Raw genomic sequence first — 24,574 nt, forward strand, 5'->3', positions numbered from 1 at the left:
TGATCCCCTGATCCTCAGTTATGCAGTTTGCGGAGTGGATTCATACTTCAATAAAGTCCCGCGCTGACCCATGATGAATCCTGTGTTTGAGTCGAAGAAAATAACTCTGTAAAGGTTTGCGGGAATGTTTTCAACATCGCGATCCTTTTGCCAAGTTTTACCGCCATCAAAGCTTGCTAAGAGATTGCCACTTCCGCCGACAACCCAGAGTTCTTCGGGAGTGCGATATCCCAAATCTAACAGCCCCCAACTGGTCGAGAATTCAGGATTTTGAGCTTCTAGCCAATCTTCTGGATTGTCTGAAGCAGTGAATTGAATTTGTCCACCTCTAGCTAACATCCACAAATGACCGTCAGGAGCAAAGCCCATGTTCTGTAGCTTGCGTGAACTGTTACGGTTGTAAGGTTGCCAAATATCTTGACCGGGCTTCCAGGTCGAGAAGAAGTTACCTGTTGAAGAAACAGCGAGGTACTTGCCATCGGGAGTGCGATCGATACTCCGCATCACCCCAAACGCCTCGGAAACAAGCGCTTTCCAGTTCTTCCCCCCATCGGTGGTGCGATAAATTGCACCCACATCGGTAGTCATCTCAGCACTGTCCTTACCCAGTGCAACAATCTTCTCCGGAGATCCGGGAAGCTTACTACTCAGTGGCAGACGTGACCACGATTTACCGGCATCGCTAGTATGCAGCAAAATCGAAGGCTGACCGGCAATCCAACCATCGTTTCCTGAGAAATGAACTGAAGTGAGGCGATATTTTTGTTCACCCAGTTCTAAAACCTTCTGCTTCCAGGTTTTACCGCCGTTTGTCGTTTCAAGCAGCGCTGAATTCGTACCCACCATCCAGCCATGATGCTTGTCACCCGTGAACCCAATATCGAGCATATTCTCCTCGATCGGCAGCGGCACCACTTGCCACGGATTATTTACAACGGCGGGTAAAAACCCTTTACAGCCAGTCGCCAGGAAGACAACCGCTAACAAAATTACAAACTGTTTCCAGGCTCTCAAAATCCGATACATCGCACTTGATCTCAGTGAATAAAGGGTTCAATCCGTTGCACTACTGCAACCCGTAAAGACTTAGAAAGAAAATAAATGCCAGAATCAGTCCGCCAAAGATGAGGAGGTTCTTTTGCCCTGGCGTTAAGGTGTTGACCCCCAACCCGTAGCTTAGATTCTGCTTGAATCCAGAAGGTGCATTCAGCGGCCCCACATTCTGAAAGCGCTTTTTCGGCACACCGCAAACTGGGCATTTCCAAGTCGACGGCAAATCCTCAAACGCCACGCCAGGGGGGATATCGTTGCGATCGTCGCCCTTCGTTGGCTCGTAGGTGTAGCCACAGGCTGCACACTCATGTCGATCGAGATCTCTCGGATCGATAGGCTTAACTTCAGGCTCTAGCGCGTTTTCTTTCGGATCAGCAGCTTCGGTACTCATGGCAAAACGTCAGGGAGTGACCCAAACCTTAAAGTGTTCGTTAATTATTATGACATTATTGCGATCTCCTCAAACATCGATCGTCTAAAGCGAAAATGTTTGGCGATCGTCATATACTCTTTCTAGAAATGACTCAGCTTCGATAGATTTCTCTTGATGAATTCGATTCAGAAGCGATCGCATCAGAGTCCTTGATTTGGGCGCGGTTTCAGCGCACGATGATATGTTGCGGCACACTATAATTAAGGTGTAAAGCGACGTAAACCAGTCCACTTTGTAGAACGAGAGGCGGCGAATACCTGTGTATGTCCTAAGCGGCTATGAATATCTATTAGGCTTCCTGCTGATTTGCAGTTTAGTTCCGGTTCTGGCTCTTCTGGCTTCTAAGCTAGTTCGCCCTAGCCGTCGAGGTCCCGAGCGTCGTACCACTTACGAGTCAGGGATGGAACCGATCGGGGGTGCATGGATTCAATTCAATATCCGTTACTATATGTTCGCTTTGGTCTTCGTGATCTTCGACGTAGAAACGGTGTTTCTGTACCCTTGGGCAGTCGCTTTCAATCGCCTCGGATTGCTGGCGTTTATTGAAGCCCTGATCTTTATTGCGATTCTAGTTGTCGGTCTGGTCTACGCTTGGCGGAAAGGAGCATTGGAATGGTCATGAATCCTGAAGCACCTGCTGTTAACAGTGGGTCACTTATCAATCCCATCGAGCGTCCAGGTGTGACGCAAGAATTATCCGAAAACGTCATTTTGACGACGGTAGACGATTTGTACAACTGGGCTAAATTATCGAGCTTGTGGCCGCTTCTGTTTGGAACGGCTTGCTGCTTTATCGAGTTTGCCGCATTGATTGGTTCTCGATTCGACTTCGATCGCTTTGGTCTGGTGCCCCGATCAAGCCCTCGCCAAGCGGATCTGATCATTACCGCAGGCACAATCACGATGAAGATGGCTCCGGCTTTGGTGCGTCTCTATGAGCAAATGCCCGAACCGAAATACGTGATCGCAATGGGTGCTTGCACGATCACAGGCGGAATGTTCAGCGCTGACTCTACGACTGCGGTTCGAGGCGTGGACAAGCTAATCCCAGTAGATATCTATTTGCCGGGATGCCCTCCACGACCGGAAGCGATCGTGGATGCGATCATCAAACTCCGCAAGAAAATTTCAAACGAGTCGATTCAAGAACGGGGTGAACTGCGGCAAACGCACCGTTACTACAGCACGACTCACAACATGCATGCTGCACCGCTCGTTCACGATGGTAAGTACCTGCAAGCGGATACCCGTATTTCACCGCCACGTGAGTTGGCAGAAGCGCTGGGTCTAGAAGTGCCTGCGGTTTTAGAAGCGGAAAAGGAGAAGAGCGATCGTGGCTGAAGAAAAACAAGCGACTGAAACAACGATCGTTGAAGCTGGCAAAACTTCAAAGTGGCTGACTCAGAACGGCTTTGATCATGAGTTCATGGGACTCGATGCCAGTGGCGTTGAAATGATTAAAGTTGAACCGGAATTGCTGATTCCGTTTTGTACCGCGCTGTATGCGAGTGGCTTTAACTGCCTTCAGTGTCAGGGTGGATACGATTTGGGTCCTGGCGATCAGTTAGTGAGTTTTTACCACCTGATTAAACTAACGGACAACGCCGATCGACCGGATGAGGTTCGGTTGAAAGTGTACTTGCCGCGTGAAGATCCGAGAGTGCCGTCTGTGTTCTGGATTTGGAAAGGTGCAGACTGGCAGGAGCGAGAAACGTTTGATATGTACGGGATTGTCTTTGAAGGACACCCAAACTTGAAACGCTTGCTGATGCCGGAAGACTGGGTAGGCTATCCACTACGGAAAGATTACATCTCCCACGACTTCTACGAACTGCAAGACGCTTACTAAATGAAAGCCTTGCTAACGTTGAAAGCTCTCCTGCATTGTCAGGGGAGCTTTTCTTTTTTAAACACGCTCTTCAACCTAGTGTTGTAAACATAAAATCCTCGTTAAGGAAATACTGTAACTTCTACGTAAAATCGAATACAAATGTTAGTATTCGCCTCAGTATAAGTTCTTGCACACTGACATAGATACGGCAGGCTTAACTATTCAATCCCTTACTCGAATACCCCGGTTTTCCTTATGATTGATGCGCTCTCAGAACGAGTGATGCGTAAGGTTCAATGGACTTTGACTATCGGCTGGCTAATTCTGATTATTTCGCTGTTTTACGATCCGATTTCGGCTCAATTAACCGCTCCTAGCAGCACTTGGAGTCCACTCCGTATCAATCAAAGCAGCTATCAATGTCCGATCACCAACGAAGAGAAATCCTCAATTGATTGGGGACAGTATTCCCCTGGAACTGCTGATTCTCGATGTCCGAGCATTCAAAACCGCTGGGTTGTAAATCATGCTTACCCCTTAGGAACACATATCTTCTGGGCAAGCGTATCGCTGGCTGCACCACTGCTGCTGATTTTCGGGCACAGTGGTTGGAGAAGAATTTGCCCACTCTCGTTTCTCTCTCAGCTTCCCAAAGCGTTAGGGTTGCAGCAAAATCGCAAAATCAAAAATGAATCTTGGCTTGGGCGGTACTACTGGGTTTTGCAGTTTGGCATTTTATACCTGGGGCTAACGCTGCGAATTCTTTTAGTCAATTCGTCTCGTCTTGGACTTGGCGTGTTTCTTCTGTTCACAATCGCATCGGCAATGCTGATAAATCTGATATTCAAAGGCAAAACCTGGTGCCACTATTTTTGCCCATTTGCACCGGTTCAGAAGATTTTGACTGGAACTGGTGGACTACTGGAAAAAACGAAGTCTACTCGTAGCTCGATTCCTCAGTCGATGTGCCGAACGATTGACTTACAGCAGCATGAAGTCAGTGCCTGCGTTGGTTGTAAAACTGCCTGCTCCGATATTGATCTCGAACGCTCCTACTGGTCTGAGTTGTTTAAGCCGGGGCGACGATTTGCTCAGTACGGCTACGTTGGATTAGTCGCTGGATTTTACGGCTATTACTTTCTGTATTCAGGCGATTGGGACTACTACTTTTCCGGCGTTTGGACGTATGAAAGCGACGTGGTTGAGCAGTGGTGGCAGCCTGGACTGTATTTACTAAAGTGGGCTGTTCCGATTCCAAAAGTGATTGCAGCACCACTGGTATTGGAGATCGCAACTGTAAGCAGTTATTGTTTAGGTGTTGGATTAGAACAACTCTATCGCCGTTGCCGTCAACAACTGGGGCATTCCATTTCCACAGAAATTGCCCGTCGTCAGTGCTATAGTGTGGCTTCTTACATTGCATTCAATCTCTTCTACTGGTTCGGTGGCAGATTATCTCTGGAAATACTGCCTGAACCATTGAGCTGGGGCACTAATATCGGAATCTTGCTTGCAAGTAGTGTATGGCTCGGTCGTGCTTTGTGGTACACAGTGCCCCCTAAGAGCAGTAAGCATGTTTCTGCGATCGCTAGCGAAACCGGAACTAGCAGAAAATCAAGTTTAGGTATCGTCGCTGCAAGTGTTGTTTCGATATCATCGCTTGCAAGACGATCGAAGCTGAAAGTGCATAAACCTGAATCCAGTTTCACTCCGGTAGCGCAACATCAAATTCATGATGTTCGAGTTGCTCAGTTGTTGAGTAGCAAGCGGTAATTAGGGTGCGATCGCAGCATCAACACATGAGCGATTGCAATACCAAAAGTGAAAAGCGGCGGGAAGTTCTAGAACCTCCCGCCGCTTCTGGTTATTGATCGTCAGAACCTATTCTGCTGCTTGCGGCAACAATTCGCGTTCTTGACCATGTAGAACCGTCACTTGTCCATTTTCATCCACGTCAACGGTTGCAGTATCGCCATCTTTCACCCGTGCTGACAGGATTTCTTCAGCTAACGAGTCTTCTAGCAGTCGCATGATCGCCCGACGTAATGGACGTGCGCCATAGCTTGGATTGTAGCCTTCATCGACCAAACGATCCTTGAATCGCTCGGTAACTTGCAGCGTAATTCCTTGCTCTTTCAAACGCTTGAACACATCGTTGAGCATGATGTCGGCAATTTCCTTGACCTCTGCCTTGTTCAACTGACGGAACACGATGATTTCATCAAGTCGGTTCAAGAACTCAGGACGGAAGTATTGCTTCAGTTCTTCGTTCACCAAGGAGCGGATGCGGTTGTACTGCGATTCCGATTCGTTCTCGGTGGAGAACTCGAATCCAAGTCCGCCGCCGCCTTTCTCAATTACCTTAGAACCAATGTTCGAGGTCATGATTAGCAGCGTGTTCTTGAAGTCTACGGTGCGTCCCTTGGCATCGGTCAAGCGACCATCTTCCAAGATTTGCAGCAGCATATTGAAGACATCGGGGTGCGCTTTTTCGATTTCATCGAATAGCACAACGGTGTAAGGTCTGCGACGAACGGCTTCGGTTAATTGACCGCCTTCGTTGTAGCCGACATATCCAGGAGGCGAACCGATCAGTTTAGAAACGGTGTGACGCTCCATGAACTCCGACATATCTAACCGGATCATCGCTTCTTCTGAACCGAAGAAGTAAGCGGCAAGCGCTTTCGTCAATTCGGTCTTACCAACTCCAGTGGGACCGGAGAAGATAAAGGATGCGATCGGTCGGTTCGGATTCTTCAAACCAACTCGCGCCCGACGAATCGCTCGCGACACGGCTTTCACTGCTTCGTCTTGACCGATCAAGCGAGTATGCAGCGTGTCTTCCATGTGCAGCAGCTTCTCGGATTCGGATTCGGTGAGCTTGTTCACCGGAACACCTGTCCAAGATGCAACAATTTGCGCGATGTCATCTTCGCCCACAACTGGGGAAGCATTTTCATCAGTGGATTCTGTCTTGCGAGTTTGTGCGATCGCTCGAATCTCTGCTTTGATCTCCATTTCTCGATCGCGCAGTTCACCTGCTCGATCAAAGTTTTGGGATCTCACTGCATCATCTTTGTCTTTCAGGACTTGACGCAGTTCGCGATCGAGTTCTTTCGCGGCTGGTGGCAATTGTGAATTGATCAACCGCACCCGCGATCCGGCTTCGTCAACCAAGTCGATCGCTTTATCCGGCAAGAATCGATCTGAGATGTAACGGTCTGAGAGTTTTGCCGCAGCTTCGAGAGCTTCGTCAGAGATCTTCAGCTTGTGGTGCTGCTCATAGCGTTCGCGCAAGCCACGGAGGATTTCGATCGTTTCATCAACCGAGGGTTCACCGACCATGACAGGCTGGAATCGACGTTCCAGGGCGGCATCTCGTTCGATGTGCTTGCGATACTCGTCGAGCGTCGTTGCACCGATACATTGCAGTTCACCACGGGCAAGGGCAGGCTTCAGGATGTTGGCGGCATCGATCGCGCCTTCTGCTGCACCCGCACCGATTAGGGTGTGAACTTCGTCGATTACCAGGATGACGTTTCCGGCAGAGCGGATTTCATCCATGATCTTTTTCAAGCGTTCCTCGAATTCACCTCGATACTTCGTGCCTGCAACCAGCAGACCGATATCGAGCGTAACCACGCGCTTATCTTCCAAGATGTCAGGAACATCATCATTGGCGATGCGCTGGGCGAGTCCTTCTGCGATCGCGGTTTTACCCACACCGGGTTCACCGATCAGAACGGGGTTATTTTTCGTCCGGCGACCGAGGATCTGGATCACTCGTTCGATTTCTTTTTGGCGACCGACCACGGGGTCGAGTTTGCCTTCGGCTGCCATTTGGGTGAGATTCGAGCCGAATTCGTCCAAAGTCGGGGTTTTGGTACGACCCTGGCTACCGCCGGAAGTGACTTCGGCGGTTTCACCGAGCATCCGAATCACTTGGGTGCGTACTTTCGAGAGGTCAACGCCAAGGTTTTCTAAAACTCTTGCAGCAACGCCTTCCCCTTCTCGGATGAGACCTAAAAGCAGGTGTTCGGTTCCAATATAGTTGTGACCGAGTTGGCGAGCTTCTTCAAGTGATAGTTCCAAGACGCGCTTTGCACGTGGGGTAAACGGAATTTCCACTGCGACAAAGCCCGATCCGCGACCGATGATTTTCTCAACTTCGATGCGAGCGTCCTTGAGGTTCACTCCCATCGACTTGAGGACTTTGGCAGCGACACCCGTTCCTTCTCCGATCAGACCCAGGAGGATCTGTTCTGTACCCACAAAGTTATGACCCAAGCGGCGTGCTTCCTCTTGGGCTAACATAATCACCTTAATGGCTTTTTCTGTGAAGCGTTCAAACATGGCGTATTTCCATCACCTGCTGCGTAGGTCTGATTCTAGCATAGTGGATCTTTCCGGTTATGACGCTTCACAACAGGGAAATGGGGAGATTACCGAACGTGTGCGATCGGTTCTCGGCTGGAAATGGTTAGATTTACGACCAAAGAGAGATTCTTATCGATTTCTTATGGTTTAGTCAAGCTAGTTTTTTCGAGACTTAGTAGAGATTCGGGATCGCTCAGTATTCGATTGTGCTGCGTGAGACGATCGCGAATCTCCAGCCACTTTTCTTTCAAAAGGCTCTGAAATTCTGCTGCTTGGAGTCCGCCGCGCCAAAGAATCAGCGCATTTTCGCCTGTGTCAGTGTAGTAGTCTTTACGCTGCCCCGCAACCTTAAACTGAAATTTCTCGTATAGGGAAATTGCGGATTGATTAGAAATTCTGACTTCTAATGTAGCGTGTTTCATCTGACGCTGACGAGCACGATCGAGTAACGCAAACAAAAGCAGTTTTCCCAATCCTTGCTGCTGATGATCAGGATGAACGGCAATAATCGTAATGTGCGCTTCGTCTACGATCGCCCAGAAGCATCCATATCCAATCAGACGATCTTCGAAGGTGATGGCGATGAGTTCGCTGTTCAGGCTATCGATTTCGCGCTGATAGCCTTCGAGCGTCCATAAACCACCGAAACAAATGCGATCGAGTTCGAGGACTTGGGGGAGGAGAGCGGAGTCGATCATTTGGAGCGTGATGCGGTTCACAAGGTTACAAGTAGCAGAACGGTTCTGATTGTATCGAAGCTTGATCTTGTTAGACTGAAACATGGTTTTGTTTCGGAGCGAAGCACGATGTCAGAGCTACTCGGAAGGATCACGATTAACCCCAAGCAATGTGGAGGTCGCCCTTGCATTCGAGGGATGAGAATTCGAGTATCAGATGTTTTGGACTTATTTGCTGCTGGATTGAGTGCTGAGCAAATTTTGGAAGAGATGCCCGATTTAGAAGCAGATGACTTAAAAGCATCTCTTTTATATGCTTCACGTAAGCTCAATCATCCAGTGTTAGTTGCATGACGATCTGGATCGATGCACACTTGTCGCCTGCGATCGCACTTTGGATCACGAATACATTTGGCATAACTGCATTCGCCTTAAGAGATGCTGGTTTGAGAGATGCTGAAGATCCTGAGATTTTCGAGGCAGCAAGAGAGCAATCCGTTATTCTGATGACAAAGGATAGTGACTTCGCTGATTTAGTAGATCGGCTGGGTTCGCCGCCGCAGGTAATTTGGCTCACCTGTGGAAATACTTCTAATACTCGATTGCAGGAGATTTTAAGCGCTGCTTTACCGCAGGCACTGGAGCTTTTACGATCGGGCGAGGCGTTAGTCGAAATAAGTGGGAATTAGCGACGTGACTAAACGATCGACGTTTGTGACATTTGCGGCGATCGTTATTACTCAGCCGAGATTTTGCATACGGCTCATGCGGTGATAACGGGAGAGCGATCGCTTAAACAGACTGAGTAAGTTCCGATCGCTCATCTCGAATCTGCTTAACAAGTAAATCTTTGTGTTGTCAATGGATCTTAAACTCAGCATCCTATTTTTCGACGATTTTCATCCTCAGCTTTTGGCTGCCCAAACTTCTGAACCAGAGCTAAAGCTGCATGATATTGCTCCAAATTACCTTGCTGTTTGTACAGTGCAGCAGCTTGTTGTAAATTAGCAGTTGCTCGCTGGCGATCACAGTAATACTTGTACATCGAGCCTCGAAAGAAAAACGGATCAGCAAGATCAGGTTTGAGTTTTGTAGCCAGATCAAAATCTATGATTGCTTTTTTCGCATCACCAAACCAGTACAAGTAGATTGCGCCTCGACCACTGTAAGCTTCTGCCAAATCAGGTTTAAGCTTAATTGCTTTCTCATAATCAGCCATTGCCTCTCTAAATGTGGATTGAATAGCTCCGACTTGCTCAAGGCTATTCATTTTCTCGTTTACATAGTCCAACTTCAGACGCGTATTGCCTCGACTGCTGTAAGCTTCAGCAAAATCAGGTTTGAGTACGATCGCTTGATTAAGATCTGCAAATGCTCTTCGGTAATCTTTGTTGCGATACCGTTCTGTCGCTCGATCAAACAATGCCTGTGCAGTCAATTGCCCTTTAGTGGCTGAGCTTTGTGACTGTGGAGGAAATGCCTCTATTGGTTTTAATGGTGTGGTGACACAAGTTACGATCGTTAAAAATGAAATGACTGTAATTTCAAGTTTGAAAGCCAATCTCGTAAAATTCATCCTTCTCGTAATTCTCAGAGAGTTGTTCCTGTAATAATTGGCAAAAAAGATCGATTAGTTTCAGATTTGCAAAAGTTCAATCACTTTCGCGATCGCTTCCGTCAACTTGTCTGGCTTTAATTGACCTGGGGTAGAGAGAATGATTGGTCGATCAGCAGTAAACAATCGATTCGGTCTGATGTTACTCGACTGCCTCAAGCCGCCGGAACTGAAATCAGAAGCCTCAAGTTGTACGGCATATTTATCTGAAATCTACTGACTGGTAATCTGACTCAAAATTAAATCATCACCGCGCAAGACTGCCAGCACCAAAGCAGGTCGCCGTTTTGCATTCGTCAAATCTGAGAACGGAAACGGCACGATAACCACATCGCCCTTCACAAATCCTGCCAAGCTTCGTCCTCCTCTGGTCTAAGCCAGTCCTTTGCCAAAGCGGACTCACTCATCGCACTGTTTCTAGTTTGTTCTGCAAATATTTCGACTTCAGAAATTGAACAAAATCTAGAACCTCTTCGAGTAAGAAGTCAGGAATTTCGTCAATCTCATGCAGCAATTGTTCTTTCGCTTGCATAGGGTTCGATCGCAGTAGGCTTCATTTCAGTCTACACAGAAGCACATAAATCACAGCATTCCTTAAGCCTCTGAGATCCGCTTGAATACACTTGCGCTTGTACACTAGAACAATGTGGCAAGATTGCCAAACTCCCCAGAATCATTGAGGACACAAAGCAAGCAATGGTAGTGACGCAAGCGCAAGTCGCGCACAATTCGGGTCGCCAGTATTTACCGGAATCCGGTTCCGATCGCTCTCCAAACCAATTTCTGATGCCGCTCACCGCTAGGGTGAACGATCGAGATCATCTCGAAATCGGCGGCTGTGATGTCACCGAATTGGTCAAACATTTCGGATCTCCGCTCTATATTTTAGATGAGGCAGGATTGAGAACGGCTTGCCAACAGTATCGTGAGGCGTTTCGCCGTTACTATCCGGCAGAAGCTCAAGTGCTATATGCCTCGAAAGCTTGGAACTGTCTCGCGGTTTGCTCGATCGTGTCGCATGAAGGTCTGGGAATCGATGTTGCAACCGGAGGCGAACTTTATACGGCGCTTCAGGTAGGGGCTGATCCCGCCAAGATTTATCTGCATGGAAATAACAAATCGATCGCTGAATTGGAATTAGCGGCGAAATCGGGCTGTACGATCGTCGTCGATAATCGCTTGGAATTGCAGCGATTGACGCAGATTGAGAGCGATCGTCCAATCCGAATTATGCTCCGTATCACACCCGGACTGGATTGTCACACGCATGAATACATCCGCACCGGACACTTAGACAGTAAATTTGGATTTGATCCAAACCACGTTGAAGAAGTGTTCCAATTCGTCAGCCAGAATCCAAGCGTTTCGCTGATTGGGCTTCATGCTCATATCGGATCGCAAATTTTTGAACTACAAGCACACCGGGATTTAGGCGGCGTGATGCTGCAATGGGTGAAAAAAGCCGCACAGCATGGGCTGACGATTTCTGAGATTAACGTTGGTGGTGGTTTGGGAATTTGCTACAACGAGAACGACGATCCGCCAAGCATTGATGAATGGGTGAGAATCGTTTGTGAATCGATGATCAAAGCGTGTGAAGCAGAGAATTTACCCCTGCCGAAGCTGCTTTGTGAACCGGGTCGATCGCTGATCGGTTCTTCTTGCATCACCGCTTACACCGTTGGCGGACGTAAAACTGTTCCGGAGATTCGCACTTATATTAGTGTTGATGGCGGAATGTCCGATAATCCGCGACCAATTACGTATCAATCAGTTTGTCGGGCAGTGATTGCGAATCGGATGTCGGATGAAGCAAAAGAAACGGTGACGATCGCTGGAAAACACTGCGAATCTGGAGATGTTTTGATCAAAGACATCACGCTGCCAGAGGCGCAACCGGGTGATATTCTCATTGTCATGGCAACGGGAGCCTACAATTACAGTATGTCATCGAACTACAACCGTCTCACTAAGCCTGCGGCGGTTCTCGTTTATGAAGGAGAAGCAAATATTATCCTAGAGCGAGAAACTTACGAAGATCTGATTCGACACGATCGAGTCCCGGACAGACTGAAATAAGGACGAAGCATGGAACCATAAAGGGTGAGGATTGGCAAAGATGGTAATTCAGTGGCAATTCTCCGCTCTAAGCTTAGAGAAAGCCTTGATTGACGTTGCTCCATCAAAGACGATCGCTCAATCCTCATCCTTGCTTCTCCTGACAACCGCTTTGCAATCTGTGCTGACCTTTGTTCTTCAAAATCTGCGATTTCTGCTTGACGTAGGACTGGTGCTGGCGCTTACCTACGTCATGTTGGTGATCATTGGGCGAGAACGGCGGACGCTGTGGATGGTGCGCGGTTTTATTGTGCTGATGCTGGCAGCAGCAATTAGTCGCCGAATGGATCTGGCGCTGCTGAGCTTTGTGCTGAATAATCTTGTCGTTGGGGCAGCAGTGGCGATGGCGTTTATTCTACAATCAGAATTTCGTCGATTTCTAGAGCAGCTTGGACGCGGGGAAATTGCACAACTGTTTCAGCCCTCGAGCCGGAGCCTGCCAGGATCAGACAGCGTGAGCGATGAGATTGTAGAGGCGGTGAAAGGGCTGTCCCAAAATCGAACTGGGGCATTGATGATTATTGAAACAGGAATTGCGATCGACGATCGAGATTTCTCAGTTCCAGGTGTTAAACTGAACGCGGAACTTTCTAAAGAACTTCTACAAACAATTTTTCAGACCACGACGCTCTTACATGATGGCGCAGTTCTAATTCGGGGGTCACGCATCATTGCCGCCGGAGTAATTCTGCCGCTGTCAGAAAAAACTGCCTCAAGACAACTCGGAACTCGTCACCGTGCCGCAATGGGAATTACGGAAAAATTGGAAAACTGTATTTGCGTTGTTGTATCTGAAGAAACGGGATCAATCTCACTCGCTGAGCGGGGAATTTTAAATCGTCCCTTAACGAGCAGTAAACTAAAGGAACTTTTGGAAGAACGGTTTTCACAGTCGGGCGATCGCGAACCCGTCTCACGCGATCTGAAAAGTCTCGGTCGTCAATTCCGGATAAAGACAGTATCCTTATTCTCGCGTTTACTGAATGAAGGTCGTGTAAAAGATCGCCGGATTCCAAACGAACGCAAGCGTGGCGACTCTTAATTCTGCTAAAACCAGATTGATTTCTCATCCCTTTCATCGGCGTTCCCCCGAAACCACAATGACTACTGCCAAGCACACGATTTTACGAGACCTGCCTGCTGATTTAGACCACGATCGCTTACCCCGCCACGTTGCAGTGATTATGGATGGGAACGGGCGCTGGGCAAAACGCCAAGGCAAGCCCCGAATTATGGGGCATCGTCGCGGTGTGGATGTGTTGAAAGATTTATTGCGCTGCTGCCGCGATTGGGGAGTTGAAGCGCTAACGGCATACGCGTTCTCAACTGAAAATTGGGGACGACCGCTTGAAGAGGTGGAATTTTTGATGACACTGTTTGAACGGGTGCTGCGTCAAGAATTGCGCGAGATGATGAAAGAAAATGTGCGGATTAAGTTCGTCGGTAATTTAGATGCGTTGCCGACGAGCTTACAAGCAGAAATTGAGCGATCGATGTTAGAAACTAAGGACAATCAAGGCATTCGCTTCACCATTGCAACGAACTACGGTGGGCGGCAAGAAATTATTAAAGCGTGTCGCTCGATCGCGGCTCAAATTCAGCAAGGGATCATTCAACCTGACGATATTGACGAAAGCTTATTCGAGCGGCATCTGTACACAGCGGGAGTTTGTGACCCAGATTTACTGATTCGGACGAGCGGTGAAATGCGATTGAGCAATTTTCTGCTGTGGCAAGCGGCTTATTCGGAGTTGTATGTCACCGATACGCTTTGGCCTGATTTCGATCGCACTGAGTTTCACCGCGCCTTGCTTTCCTATCAACAACGAGAGCGCCGATTTGGAAAGGTTGGAAATAAAATCTAGGCTATCGTCCTGCGGCCAAAATCTGTGCAGCCATTAGCGTTAAGTCCGGGAAAGTCGGGGAAGAAATACAGTCTTTCTCCCTGAACTGTCCCACTTCGCGGTACTGCTCTCTTTCCAAATACAGCACAATCACGACTTTGCGAGTCGGATCGATCAACCAATATTCAGGAATGCCACGGGCTGCATATTGAGCGCGTTTTCTTACATAATCGCGAAGGTAGTTTTCACTATTTGTATCACCGGGAGAAACGATTTCAGCCACCAGAATGGGCGGCGGCATCTCTGAGGTAATGGTGAGTTGCGATTGGGTTAGCGCAAGATGCTCTTCTCGCAAAACGACAAAATCAGGAAACCGATTTGCCGCATCTCCAGATTCGATTACAGGAACTTGAAGTTGACACGCATAAAGCTTGATGAGTCGGCGTGAGACGATTTGCGCGGTTGCAAACAGCCAAAAGAGTTCTTGCGCGATCGCAGTATTCGGTTCTGATTCTGGCGGCAATTCAACTAGCTCTCCGTCTATCCATTCGTATACCCGATCGCTGCCGTCATCATAATTGAGGTACTCTTCAAACGTGCTGAATCTCGGTTTGGCTTGCGTCATTGGGGTTAAGGTCCTGCAAAGACAGCATCCTCGATATCTTGGCGGCTGAGCGAATATTTGAACGATCGCTGAACATCGCGCCCGTTCACATTGAGATAACGCACACTCAGTTGATCGACATCAAGCATTAGTTCGGCTTGCCATCTAGGGCGCTCGATCGTCCAGCAGTGCAAGTCTTGCGGGTCTTGCTCACAGCCTTGCTCGGTTAGCCAAGCTTCGATCGCAGGCAAAGGATGGTTGTAAAGCGGAGTATCACCGGGAGGTAGAGTCATAAGAGGGATTCATTTCAGCAGATTCTATTGTCGCTCGATCTGGAGAAAGCGTGGGAGCGTTCTGGATGAATTCTACCGGCTGAACCTGTGGGCGTTGGACGGTAAGCGGCTGAAAAGCTTGATCGCCGCGAGTAATGCCGATCGTGATCGCCAAAATCAAACAGCCGACAAATGTGATTCCAAGAATAAACAGCGCAAAGACTTCTCCGGGCGAAAGCGGGCGATCGGTGGCATCTAAATAAGCAGAAGAGTTCGGTTCTGGCTTGTCAGTTTTGTGCAGGCTGGGTAACGGGCGCACCACGACTAGGCGAGAGTACCCGATCGACAGATCGTAAGCTGCGCGACGTTCAGGATTGCTTAGCGTCGCGTATGCTTCATTTAGGTACTGAAATTTTCTGAGTGCAATCGCTTGCGGTAGCTCAGTGGTATCAGGATGATAGAGCTTGCTTAATTCTCGATATGCCTGCCGAATCTCTCGCACCGAAGTCGAAGGATGCAACCCTAACAGCCCGTAGTAAGTTGACTCGATCGATGCTTTACCGCTTGAAACTGTTTTCTCCTGTGCCACTGGCTTACCCTTTCGCTAAGCGTTAGCAACTATTATTGTCGCCAGAAGCGGAAGTCTGCAAGTCGCACTCGCGCCACGCTCTGGAGAATTCATCGTCAAATCTTAACCAAACGCCAATCTGGAAATTACCTGTCCTTGGTATTAGAGCTTTAAAGTGAGAGACGGGATTTCAGCACGGGAGCAGAATTCATGATCCAATCGTTCGCAGCACCGTTGATTGAGCTACCTGATTCGCGCCTTCTTCTCGAACAGCTTTATCGGGAGCGGACTCTACAGCCATTTCGCGGCGGTCAAGGAATTCCTTTACGTTCAAATGAGCTTTGGGTGGTATGTCGAGGCGTTGTTCTTCTTAACACGCTGCACCCGACGGGAGATGAGGCGTTACTGGGAATGGCAACCCCTTCGATGCCGTTTGGCTTGCCGCTGACGTGGATTTCGCCGTATCAAGCGATCGCTTTGACCGATGTCGATTTGTTGCCCTTGACCGTTGCAGAAGTTGAGAAATCTCCGGCGCTGTGTCAAGGACTCTTTCGCCATCTCAGCCGCCGATTGCAGCAGTCTGAAGCGTTTCTCGCGCTATCGGGTTGCCGTCGCGTTGAAGAGCGATTGAAACAGTTGTTGGTTTTACTCCGGCACGAAGTTGGACAACCTGCTCAGCGCGGGACAAGGCTTCAGGTGCGATTGACTCATCAGCAGCTAGCCAATGCGATCGGTACTACCCGCGTCACCGTCACGCGCCTGATTGGACAGCTTAAACAAGAAGGCTGGCTGACGATCGATGCAAAGCGACACATTATTTTGCATCAGTAGCCTGTAATCACGCGGGCGACCTGCTGCGGCGGTTTTTTAGTTTGTGCAATCAAGGCAGATTCCATCACTGTGGCTTCGATCGGCACGATGCCGCGCTCCTCGCTGTTGAGCAGCCTTGCGGCTCGCTTAGACAAGTCGAGGACGCGATTATCAAAATAGGGACCGCGATCGTTGATCCGCACGATCACACTCTTGCCGTTGAGCCGATTTGTCACTTTGAGAAAGGTGCCGAGCGGCAGGGTGGGATGAGCGGCAGTGAGTTCGTTTTGATCGAAGATTTCGCCGTTTGCGGTTTGGCGACCGTGAAAATAAGGGCCATACCAGGATGCCATGCCCCCGATGCTGTGGTCGGTTTTTGCTAACTGGTACATCTCTATCTGCGCTTCTGCTAAAGGAATGCTGGTTTGTCCAAGCGCAACCCGGAGATTGTTCACCCACTCAATGGCTAGAAGTTCAGCAGGGCGACCGAGCCGGGAGGCAACACGATCGCTGATGGTGAAAATGGTGCGATCACCCAGTTTTGCTGCAAACTGGTTGTTGTCGAGTACGGCTTTGAGCGTTGTAGCATCAAGGTTAGGAATTTCGAGCAGTTGCGTGACCTGATCAGCTAGCATTTGCGCGGAGGCTCGATCGCGGACTGTGGCAATTTGACAACCCTTGACCCAAAGCTGAAAGCCACTGGATGCAGTTTTAGTAGTGGGACAGTGCCAAAATCCAAGCCTGGGGACGAGAGATTCTGAGTGATTTAGCGGAGTTCCGTCATCTGTCACCTCTACGATCGCGACCGATGAAGCTGTGTCTTTCGAGGGAGCAACTACTGGCAACTGTTCAAACAGAGATTGCATTGAATCAAGGAACTCGCTGAGATGATGGGAGTTCGAGCTTGAGGATAAGAGTAATTCTTCGACTGTGTTCAGCCAGCTTGATTGAGTATGATTGTGGGAGATTGATGCGGTGAGGTCAAAGTTGAGAGAGTTCTGGGCTGCGATCGCGAGGTGTGGCGAGGACGATCGCGGCAGCGTGGATTGACACACGCGGCTATGACATAGAACATGGGTGAGATATTTGGGTGTGTCTAGAAGCTTGCTTCCCAAACTGGGAATGCCGCTAAACCACGACGCGACCCACATAAGTCCAAGTATCAACATTTTAGTTTGACTTCAAAATTGTAAACAGCAATACTTTTTTGTCAGAACTTAGTATAAAGTTTTCCTGGTACAAAATGGGACTGTCCGGAGGAGATAGATCTTCTTCACATTAAAAAGTGATTTGTCTTTTAATGTATCTTCTGGCACACACTGGAGGGGGAGGAATGTCGCTACCGTTCTACATTGTGGATGTATTTGCTGAGCGTAAGTTGTCAGCGTCTCAGCTTGCCGTCTTTCCTCAAGCTGAGACGCTGACAACCGAGCAAATGCAGGCGATCGCAAAGGAAATGAACTATTCAGAAACGACGTTCATCCTGTCGGAGACACCCCAGAACGAGGGCTATCCAGTCCGCATTTTTACTCCAAATCAGGAGCTTCCCTTCGCAGGACATCCCACTTTAGGAACAGCGTTCATTTTGCAACAAGCTGTCATTCAAGAATCAGTATCTACTGTTAGCTTGAATCTGCAAGTTGGGCAAGTTCCCATTACAGTAACGTACTCCGGTGGAGTGATTGACCTACTGTGGATGCGGCAAAATACACCAACATTTGGGAAACAGCTAGAAAGAGAGCAGATCGCATCTGCCTTGGGACTGAATCTGGCACAGATTGACGATCGTACTCCGATTGAGGAAGTGTCTACAGGTCTACCATTTATTATGGTACCGCTCAAGAATTTAGCTGCCTTGCAACAAGCAAAGGTGAATCGAGACGCACTGTTTAAGCTGATCGAAACGACTGAAGCAAAGGCAATTCTGATTTTTTGCCCTGAAACTCGGAGTGCAGCGAATCATTTAAGTGTGCGCGTGTTTGTTGAAGCGATCGCAGGAACACCCGAAGATCCAGCCACCGGTAGCGCAAATGGATGTTTAGCAGCTTATCTGGTGCAGCATGATTATTTCGGTCAGAGGTCGAACGTGAAGCGCGGTGCAAGCATCGACATTCGAGTGGAGCAAGGCTACGAAATTGGGCGACCTTCATTGTTGCTGCTACAAGCGAAAAAGGAAAAGGAAGCTTTTGAAATTTCAGTAGGCGGCAAAGTTATCTTAGTTGCAAAAGGTGAGTTTGTTTAATAGAGGTGTAGATGCAAGAGACCACTGCAAGACTACGATCGCACCTCGAAGCGGTGGTGCGCGATCGCGATCCATTTTTTGCAACTCAGGGACATTTTTATGTTCAGCAATACATCCGCGAACAGTTTGCACAATGGGGAACGGTTGAATCTCATGCGTTTCAGGTTGGCAAGCGGACGCACTACAACTGGATTCTGAATCTACCAGGGCGTGAGAATACAAAGCCTCCGATTCTGATTGGCGCACATTATGATGCAGTACCAAATTCTCCGGGTGCAGATGATAATGCAACCGGTGTGGCTGTGCTGTTAGAGATGGCAAAGGCATTTTATGAACAATCAGCGCGGTATCCGATTCGATTAGTTGCCTTTGATTTAGAAGAGATTTTTACACAGTCGGATACCTTCGGGAACACACAGTATGCGATTTCATTAAACGGTGAACCGTTGCGATTGATGATTGCTTTAGAAATGTTGGGATACTGTAATCATGATCGCAATTCACAACGCTATCCCGCAGGATTAGAGCGATTTTATCCAGATCAGGGAAACTTTATCGCGTTGATTGGCAACATTCCAACAATTCCAGATTTGATTCGATTGAGTCGAGGAATTCGTCGATCGGAGGTTGGTTGTGAATGGTTGCCTGCTGGAATGCGGGGAAAGATTGTTCCGGATACTCGTAGAGGCGATCATGCTGCGTTTTGGGATCGAGGCTATCGCGCATTAATGGTTACAGATACGGCAAACTTGAGAAATCCGCACTATCACAAACCGAGCGATCGCATTGAAACAATTGATTTCGACTTTCTTACACGAGTTTGCGAAGGATTGATTCATGCAATTCGATCATTGTAGAACTCTAAATTGTTTCTAAAACTATCTTTGTCTTTAGCTATTTTCCCTATGATTAAAGGCTAATTGCCACCTACAAGGAAACACGCATGATTCACGCTTACGCAGCTAAAACAGCAGGCGGAACACTGGAACCCTTTGAATACGATCCAGGAGCGCTGAAAGATCAAGAAGTCGAAATCAATGTTGAATACTGCGGGATCTGCCACAGCGATTTGAGTATGCTCAAAAATGAATGGGGAATGAGTCAGTATCCGGCGGTTGCAGGGCATGAAGTGGTAGGAACGATCGCGGCAGTGGGCGATCAAGTAACAACACTCAAGATCGGTCAACGGGTGGGGCTGGGTTGGTTTTCACATTCATGTTTGCATTGCTCATCTTGCATGTCGGGTGATCAGAATTTGTGTGCGACTGCAGAACAAACGATCGTCGGTCGGTACGGCGGATTTGCGGACAAAGTGCGGGCGTTTGAAGAATGGGTGACTCCGCTACCCGAAGGACTCGATCCAGCCAAGGCAGGCCCGATGTTCTGTGGGGGAATTACGGTGTTTAATCCGATCGTGCAGTTTGATGTGCAGCCGACCGATAAGGTCGGGGTGATTGGTATTGGTGGGCTTGGACACATGGCGCTTCGATTTCTCAAAGCTTGGGGCTGTGAGGCGACGGCTTTCTCAACGAATCCTGATAAAGCGGCTGAAGCTCAAGAGATGGGTGCGGCTCATTTTGTGAACTCTCGCGATCCAGAAGCACTCAAAGCATTGGCGGAGTCGTTTGATTTTATTCTCTCAACTGTGAATGCAGATTTAGATTGGGGAGCTTATATCAATGCGCTGCGTCCCAAAGGGCGATTGCATTTTGTTGGAGTCGTTCCAGGTGCAATTCAGTTAGGCGCTTTTCCTTTGATTGCTGGACAGAAGTCTGTATCAGGGAGTCCGCTCGGTAGTCCAGCAACTGTAGCAAAGATGCTGGAGTTTGCGGTGCGGCATGAAATTGAACCTGTGACAGAAACCTTTGCCTTTGATCAAATCAATGAAGCATTAGCGCATTTAGAAACTGGAAAAGCGCGGTATCGCATTGTGTTGAAACGGTGACGGGTGTAGTTTAAGCGATATTTCTTTCTTTGATGAGTTCTAAACGCCTCTTAAGCCGTAGCAATATTGGTTTAGGAGGCATCAGTATTGACGATCCTATAATCTTCAAAATTGGGCAATCTTAATAGAGTTTGTGACAGTATTCAAAACCTATGCCCAAAGCAAATCGTCAAGCAGGACAGAATGTGCGTGAGCTAGCAGCAAAGAGACGAGTAAAAGCTATCACTTCTTTTGCTGAAGCAGGATTTTGTATTTTCTTACCTTTCTTTTTAGTTAGAATCACTAACAATTTCTTAAAGCAAATTCCTTCTATCAATGTTTCCCAAGCTCAAAGTTCGCTAAATTTCGCATTTATCTTTCATGTACTTTTTGCGATCGCTGCCTTAGGTTTCGCTGCTAATGGAATGTTTTGGTGGAAGCGTGCTAATCATGCTGATCAAGGTGCGAAGGGTGAGGAGGAAATTGCTCAGGAACTTTCTCAGTTAAAGCAGGAGGGCTGGGAAATTGAGTATGGTATGCGCTTAGGAAATAGATTAGGAGATGCTGATATTGTTTGTATCTCTCCTCAAAACAAAGCGTATGTGATTGATGTAAAGTCTCATCGAGGAGAAGTCACAACAGATGGAAAACAATTACTTCGATGTATAGGAAACAGAACCTATCCTTTTGAGAAGGACTTTCTCCAGCAGGCTATGAAGCAGGCTTTACAAGTAAAAAAACAAGAAAGCTTACAGTTTGTAACGCCGATCGTAGCTTTTTCTGATGCTAAAGTTTTAGTTCCAAATGGCAAGTTACAGAAAGTTTATGTTATCGAGAAAAACAGATTAACAGCATTTCTGCGCTCACTTGGTTAACAGGTAGTCTATCGCTACTGCACTCTATCCAAGCTAGTTTGCCATCGCTGCTTCATGCGACTTAGACATCAAATACTAATTGCTTTGCAGTACCGTCATCTTCGATTGATTGTTCACCAATCCCAATCATCTCAATGAGAAGTGTTCGATCGCTCGGTTGCCACTGTCCCTGTCGTGCTTCAATCTCAACAGTTAAATTGTTGACTCGATAAGTTGTGGTAGCAAACTGACCCGATTCATAGTCAAACGATCGACCATCATCCTCATACAGCGTAAATTCACCTTCACCTGGATAAACTCGCAATCGAAGCTGGTCGATCGGATGTTCATCGACATATTGCATCACAGGCTGCATTGGAATAATTGCGCCCGCTTTGACATACATTGGCATTCGTTCTAGTGGAGCATGAGCCAAGATATGTTGATTACCACTGAACTTTTCACCTGTCCACCAATCAAACCAGGTTCCCTCTGGTAGATAAACGGCGCGATATTCCACACCAGGACGATAGACGGGAGCTGCCATCAAATGTGTACCGAGCAGCACTTGATCATGAAGGTGATAAGTCTTTGAATCATTTGGATACTCATACAGCAAGGGTCGAAGGATCGGCGCACCTGTTTGTGAAGCTTGCCAGAATAAAGTGTAGAAATAAGGCAGCAATTGATAACGTAATTCAATGTATTCGCGGCAGATGGCTTCGACGCGATCGCCAAACACCCAGGGTTCATGTTGCGCTGTGGTGAGTGCCGAATGTGCCCGCATCAAAGGATAAAGCATTCCCACCTGCATCCAACGCGCAAATAGTTCTGCGGTTGCATTTCCGGCAAATCCACCAATATCAGCACCCACAAAAGGAACCCCGGATAATCCCATGTTCGATAACATTGGTAAGGATATTTCGAGATGTTCCCAAAGCGATTGATTGTCACCCATCCAAACCGAAGACCAGCGCTGAATTCCGGCAAATCCTGAGCGCGTTAAAACAAACGATCGTTCACTTGGTCGGAGCCGTTTTAAGCCTTCTGCCGAAGCACGCGCCATATTGTAGCCATACAAATTGTGTGTTTCTGCGTGGGTTCCCTGTTCTTCAGGATTGCCTTGGGGTGCATCCATTGGGAAAAAGATATATTTGCCTTCATCTCCGAAGGGTCGATCGGCAATGCAAGGTTCGTTCATGTCATTCCAAATGCCTTCAACTCCAACATCAGTTAAGGTTCGCTGCCAGTCGCCCCACCAGTGACGCACTTCGGAGCGCAAGAAATCAGGAAACACAGACTTATCAGGCCACACATAGCCCGCGACTAACTTACCGTCTGCACTTCTCACAAAACAATCTTTCTCTAAGCCTTCGTGATAGACCGGATAGTTTCCATCCGGTTCATATTTCACACCCGGATCAACGATCGTCACCGTCTTAAAGCCATTTTGCTTCAGTTCAGCAATTAGCTTTGCTGGATCAGGAAAGCGCTTTGGACTCCAGGTAAACACCCGATACCCGTGCATGTAGTCGATGTCGAGATGGATCACATCGCAGGGAATTTTGCGCGATCGAAACTCCTGGGCTAGTTCCTGCACGACATCTTCAGATTCATAGCTCCAGCGACATTGATGATAGCCGATCGACCATTTCGGCGGGAGCGGCATTCGTCCGGTGAGTTCTGTGTAGGTTTCAAGAATCTGAGCCGGAGTGGTGCCATGAATGATGTAGTAGTCTAATTCTGGACTCTGAGCTTGCATCTGCCAGGTGCCTGGTTCAGTGACACCTAAATCGAACTGACTGAGATGTGGGATGTTGAGAAAGATGCCGTAAGTTAACTGCGGTCTCAGTGCCATGAAAAATGGGATTGCCTGATACATCTCATCATCGATCGATGAGTAATCCAGCGCATCGACTGTCCAATTGGTTTTGATCTGCGATCGTTTGTCTAATAGTCCTGCCCGTTCCCCAAAGCCGTAGAAATGTTCGTCAGCTTCGATCGTTTTCCAGCAAGCAACCTGTCCCATCCGCCAAGCAATGTTTGTATCTTGTGCAAACGGTTTGCCTTCTAGATCAAAACAGCGAATGCGACAGGGAGAACGTTCAATCACGACCCGCATTTGAGCAGTTCTGATTGTGATTGTTTCCTTATCTTCGATCTCAAAGTGGACTGTTTTCCACTCTTCATCCGGTCGATTCACTGCCCACGATCGACGCGGCAGAAATTCGCCCGTTGGGGCAAGTTGCACTCGAATTAAATTCGTCGCCAAAATACTAAGTTTTAAGCAAGCCTCGCCGCAGGTGAGCAAAATTGAGCGCTCGGCAATGTCAACGCGATCGACATTACCCAACGAAATCCAGGGCTGACGAGTGGTAGGAAGCTTTCCAAAAACTTGAGGCATGATCTTGACCAGATAAACAATTTAGCCAACTAACATTAGCTAACTAACATTAGCCAACTAACAAAGATTCTGCACCATCGATCCAAACTTCTGTACCTGTGATGTGACTCGCGGCATCCGAAGCAAGAAAGAGCACCAATTCAGCCACTTGCTCGGCTCTTCCAGGTAAGCCACCATTTAAGGGCACAGTGCCATGCGGATATTCCACAGGCTCTTTGATTGTTTCGATGTGTTTTGGATGTGCAGTGTTGAAAATATTGGTTCCGATCGCACCTGGACAGATTGCATTCACCCGGATCTTATTTTTTGCGAGTTCCAGTGCAATCATCTTCATAAAGGTGACTTGGGCAGCTTTGGTACAAGCATACGCTGTTGCACCTGTGTTACTAAAGGTTCGAGTTCCATTCACGGAGGCGGTTACAATCACTGCCCCACCCTGTTTTTTTAAATATGAAACAGCATATTTGACCGTATAAAATGTTCCGTTCAAATTTGTATTGACAGTTTCATTCCATTCTTCAGGAGTAATCTCTTCAAGCGGTGCCCAAACGCCATTAATTCCAGCGTTAGCGAAAACAATATCAATCCGCCCAAATTTTTGAGCGATTTCATTCATCGCACATTCTACTTGATCCGGTTGAGAAACATCAGCCACCACTGCGATCGCACTGCCGCCCCGATGCTGAATTTTTTCAACCGTTTCCCCGATCGCGCTTGCAGACCAATCGATTCCAGCGATGATGGCACCGTGTTCAGCCAGCAATAGTGCTGACTCTCGTCCGATTCCTGATCCTGCGCCTGTAATGACTGCAACCTTACCTGTTAATGGCATAGTTTCCTCATCGAGAAGTCGTCCGCTTCTACCTTCGTTTTTATTGGCTTAAGGTTCCTCTGTCTTTAGCAGGGTTCAGAAGCATCAGGATTTAAGTTTCGCTGTACTCAAAGCGG

Annotated in this window: 26 protein-coding genes and 1 pseudogene; 14 read left to right on the plus strand and 13 right to left on the minus strand. The window is 47.9% G+C overall.

Annotation, left to right across the window (positions count from 1 at the left end; genetic code table 11):
• Positions 1–18 precede the first annotated feature (18 nt).
• Positions 19–1,026: a photosynthesis system II assembly factor Ycf48 gene (locus NC981_RS09510; RefSeq protein WP_348242604.1), complete on the minus strand. Its 1,008-nt coding sequence runs from the start codon at positions 1,024–1,026 to the stop codon at positions 19–21.
• Positions 1,027–1,066: 40 nt separating this feature from the next.
• A complete protein-coding gene (locus NC981_RS09515; protein WP_348242605.1) occupies positions 1,067–1,444 on the minus strand; it encodes a rubredoxin in 378 nt (125 codons plus the stop codon).
• 301 nt (positions 1,445–1,745) lie between these two features.
• Between NC981_RS09515 and ndhC the strand changes: the two genes are divergently transcribed.
• From ndhC to NC981_RS09535, 4 genes are all read left to right on the plus strand, one after another.
• Positions 1,746–2,108: a photosynthetic/respiratory NAD(P)H-quinone oxidoreductase subunit C gene (gene ndhC, locus NC981_RS09520; RefSeq protein WP_068387027.1), complete on the plus strand. Its 363-nt coding sequence runs from the start codon at positions 1,746–1,748 to the stop codon at positions 2,106–2,108.
• The gene (locus NC981_RS09525; RefSeq protein ID WP_190375827.1) at positions 2,105–2,827 is read left to right on the plus strand and encodes an NADH dehydrogenase subunit K; all 723 of its coding nucleotides are present in this window, start codon (positions 2,105–2,107) and stop codon (positions 2,825–2,827) included. Before ndhC ends, NC981_RS09525 begins: the two co-directional genes overlap by 4 nt.
• Positions 2,820–3,335: an NAD(P)H-quinone oxidoreductase subunit J gene (locus NC981_RS09530; protein WP_348242606.1), complete on the plus strand. Its 516-nt coding sequence runs from the start codon at positions 2,820–2,822 to the stop codon at positions 3,333–3,335. The genes NC981_RS09525 and NC981_RS09530 overlap by 8 nt, the downstream gene beginning before the upstream one ends.
• Before the next feature lie 237 nt (positions 3,336–3,572).
• Positions 3,573–5,090 (plus strand): hypothetical protein, encoded by a 1,518-nt coding sequence (locus tag NC981_RS09535; protein WP_348242607.1) that lies wholly within the window; start codon positions 3,573–3,575, stop codon positions 5,088–5,090.
• A 108-nt stretch (positions 5,091–5,198) separates the two neighbouring features.
• On the opposite strand, the gene NC981_RS09540 is transcribed toward NC981_RS09535, so the two are convergent.
• Positions 5,199–7,670 (minus strand): ATP-dependent Clp protease ATP-binding subunit, encoded by a 2,472-nt coding sequence (locus NC981_RS09540; protein WP_348242608.1) that lies wholly within the window; start codon positions 7,668–7,670, stop codon positions 5,199–5,201.
• A 164-nt stretch (positions 7,671–7,834) separates the two neighbouring features.
• Positions 7,835–8,392, minus strand: a complete 558-nt coding sequence (rimI, locus tag NC981_RS09545) for a ribosomal protein S18-alanine N-acetyltransferase (RefSeq protein ID WP_348242609.1) — start codon at positions 8,390–8,392, stop codon at positions 7,835–7,837.
• Between the two features lie 108 nt (positions 8,393–8,500).
• On the opposite strand from rimI, the gene NC981_RS09550 reads away from it, so the two are divergent.
• Both NC981_RS09550 and NC981_RS09555 read left to right on the plus strand, forming a co-directional pair.
• Positions 8,501–8,725, plus strand: coding sequence for a DUF433 domain-containing protein (locus tag NC981_RS09550; protein ID WP_348242610.1), 225 nt, complete (start codon positions 8,501–8,503; stop codon positions 8,723–8,725).
• Positions 8,722–9,060: a DUF5615 family PIN-like protein gene (locus tag NC981_RS09555; RefSeq protein ID WP_348242611.1), complete on the plus strand. Its 339-nt coding sequence runs from the start codon at positions 8,722–8,724 to the stop codon at positions 9,058–9,060. The genes NC981_RS09550 and NC981_RS09555 overlap by 4 nt, the downstream gene beginning before the upstream one ends.
• A gap of 185 nt (positions 9,061–9,245) precedes the next feature.
• On the opposite strand, the gene NC981_RS09560 is transcribed toward NC981_RS09555, so the two are convergent.
• The 3 genes and pseudogenes from NC981_RS09560 to NC981_RS09570 all read right to left on the minus strand — a co-directional run bounded on the left by NC981_RS09560 (position 9,246) and on the right by NC981_RS09570 (position 10,518).
• Positions 9,246–9,947, minus strand: coding sequence for a tetratricopeptide repeat protein (locus tag NC981_RS09560; RefSeq protein ID WP_348242612.1), 702 nt, complete (start codon positions 9,945–9,947; stop codon positions 9,246–9,248).
• Between the two features lie 252 nt (positions 9,948–10,199).
• Positions 10,200–10,340 (minus strand): hypothetical protein, encoded by a 141-nt coding sequence (locus tag NC981_RS09565; RefSeq protein WP_348242613.1) that lies wholly within the window; start codon positions 10,338–10,340, stop codon positions 10,200–10,202.
• Positions 10,325–10,518 (minus strand): annotated as a pseudogene (locus NC981_RS09570) (DUF2281 domain-containing protein). The gene NC981_RS09565 and the pseudogene NC981_RS09570 overlap by 16 nt, the downstream one beginning before the upstream one ends.
• A gap of 164 nt (positions 10,519–10,682) precedes the next feature.
• Here NC981_RS09570 and lysA point away from each other — a divergent pair.
• Genes lysA through NC981_RS09585 form a run of 3 tightly spaced genes read left to right on the plus strand, consistent with a single transcriptional unit; the run spans position 10,683 to position 13,969 of the window.
• Positions 10,683–12,065 carry a diaminopimelate decarboxylase gene (gene lysA, locus NC981_RS09575; RefSeq protein WP_348242614.1) on the plus strand — a complete coding sequence of 461 codons (1,383 nt, stop codon included), beginning with the start codon at positions 10,683–10,685 and terminating at the stop codon, positions 12,063–12,065.
• Positions 12,066–12,105: 40 nt separating this feature from the next.
• On the plus strand, positions 12,106–13,146 hold the full coding sequence (gene cdaA, locus NC981_RS09580; protein WP_348242615.1) for a diadenylate cyclase CdaA: 1,041 nt from the start codon (positions 12,106–12,108) through the stop codon (positions 13,144–13,146).
• 58 nt (positions 13,147–13,204) lie between these two features.
• Complete coding sequence (locus tag NC981_RS09585; protein WP_348242616.1) at positions 13,205–13,969, plus strand: isoprenyl transferase; 765 nt, start codon at positions 13,205–13,207, stop codon at positions 13,967–13,969.
• Position 13,970: 1 nt separating this feature from the next.
• Here the strand turns inward: NC981_RS09585 and NC981_RS09590 are convergent, their stop codons facing one another.
• Genes NC981_RS09590 through NC981_RS09600 form a run of 3 tightly spaced genes read right to left on the minus strand, consistent with a single transcriptional unit; the run spans position 13,971 to position 15,413 of the window.
• Positions 13,971–14,573 carry a Uma2 family endonuclease gene (locus NC981_RS09590; RefSeq protein WP_348242617.1) on the minus strand — a complete coding sequence of 201 codons (603 nt, stop codon included), beginning with the start codon at positions 14,571–14,573 and terminating at the stop codon, positions 13,971–13,973.
• 5 nt (positions 14,574–14,578) lie between these two features.
• On the minus strand, positions 14,579–14,845 hold the full coding sequence (locus NC981_RS09595; protein ID WP_190375778.1) for a DUF3143 domain-containing protein: 267 nt from the start codon (positions 14,843–14,845) through the stop codon (positions 14,579–14,581).
• Entirely contained in the window at positions 14,826–15,413 is a 588-nt protein-coding gene (locus NC981_RS09600; RefSeq protein WP_348242618.1) for a J domain-containing protein, read from the minus strand. The genes NC981_RS09595 and NC981_RS09600 overlap by 20 nt, the downstream gene beginning before the upstream one ends.
• A gap of 189 nt (positions 15,414–15,602) precedes the next feature.
• Here NC981_RS09600 and NC981_RS09605 point away from each other — a divergent pair, with 189 nt between their 5' ends.
• Positions 15,603–16,223 (plus strand): Crp/Fnr family transcriptional regulator, encoded by a 621-nt coding sequence (locus tag NC981_RS09605; protein WP_190375776.1) that lies wholly within the window; start codon positions 15,603–15,605, stop codon positions 16,221–16,223.
• Here NC981_RS09605 and NC981_RS09610 read toward each other — a convergent pair.
• Positions 16,217–17,353, minus strand: a complete 1,137-nt coding sequence (locus NC981_RS09610) for a septal ring lytic transglycosylase RlpA family protein (protein ID WP_348242619.1) — start codon at positions 17,351–17,353, stop codon at positions 16,217–16,219. The two genes, NC981_RS09605 and NC981_RS09610, sit on opposite strands and share 7 nt — an antisense overlap.
• A gap of 182 nt (positions 17,354–17,535) precedes the next feature.
• Between NC981_RS09610 and NC981_RS09615 the strand changes: the two genes are divergently transcribed.
• The 4 genes from NC981_RS09615 (at position 17,536) to NC981_RS09630 (ending at position 21,243) form a co-directional block, all read left to right on the plus strand.
• Entirely contained in the window at positions 17,536–18,444 is a 909-nt protein-coding gene (locus NC981_RS09615) for a PhzF family phenazine biosynthesis protein (protein WP_348242620.1), read from the plus strand.
• Between the two features lie 11 nt (positions 18,445–18,455).
• Complete coding sequence (locus NC981_RS09620; RefSeq protein WP_190375774.1) at positions 18,456–19,301, plus strand: M28 family peptidase; 846 nt, start codon at positions 18,456–18,458, stop codon at positions 19,299–19,301.
• Between the two features lie 86 nt (positions 19,302–19,387).
• Entirely contained in the window at positions 19,388–20,389 is a 1,002-nt protein-coding gene (locus NC981_RS09625) for an NAD(P)-dependent alcohol dehydrogenase (RefSeq protein ID WP_348242621.1), read from the plus strand.
• A 152-nt stretch (positions 20,390–20,541) separates the two neighbouring features.
• On the plus strand, positions 20,542–21,243 hold the full coding sequence (locus tag NC981_RS09630) for a nuclease-related domain-containing protein (protein WP_348242622.1): 702 nt from the start codon (positions 20,542–20,544) through the stop codon (positions 21,241–21,243).
• A gap of 61 nt (positions 21,244–21,304) precedes the next feature.
• On the opposite strand, the gene NC981_RS09635 is transcribed toward NC981_RS09630, so the two are convergent.
• On the minus strand, positions 21,305–23,626 hold the full coding sequence (locus tag NC981_RS09635) for a glycoside hydrolase family 31 protein (RefSeq protein ID WP_348242623.1): 2,322 nt from the start codon (positions 23,624–23,626) through the stop codon (positions 21,305–21,307).
• 49 nt (positions 23,627–23,675) lie between these two features.
• The gene (locus NC981_RS09640) at positions 23,676–24,458 is read right to left on the minus strand and encodes an SDR family NAD(P)-dependent oxidoreductase (protein WP_348242624.1); all 783 of its coding nucleotides are present in this window, start codon (positions 24,456–24,458) and stop codon (positions 23,676–23,678) included.
• Positions 24,459–24,574: the final 116 nt, after the last annotated feature.

It is taken from the genome of Leptolyngbya sp. DQ-M1 (assembly GCF_039962505.1).
Taxonomy (GTDB): domain Bacteria; phylum Cyanobacteriota; class Cyanobacteriia; order Leptolyngbyales; family Leptolyngbyaceae; genus Leptolyngbya.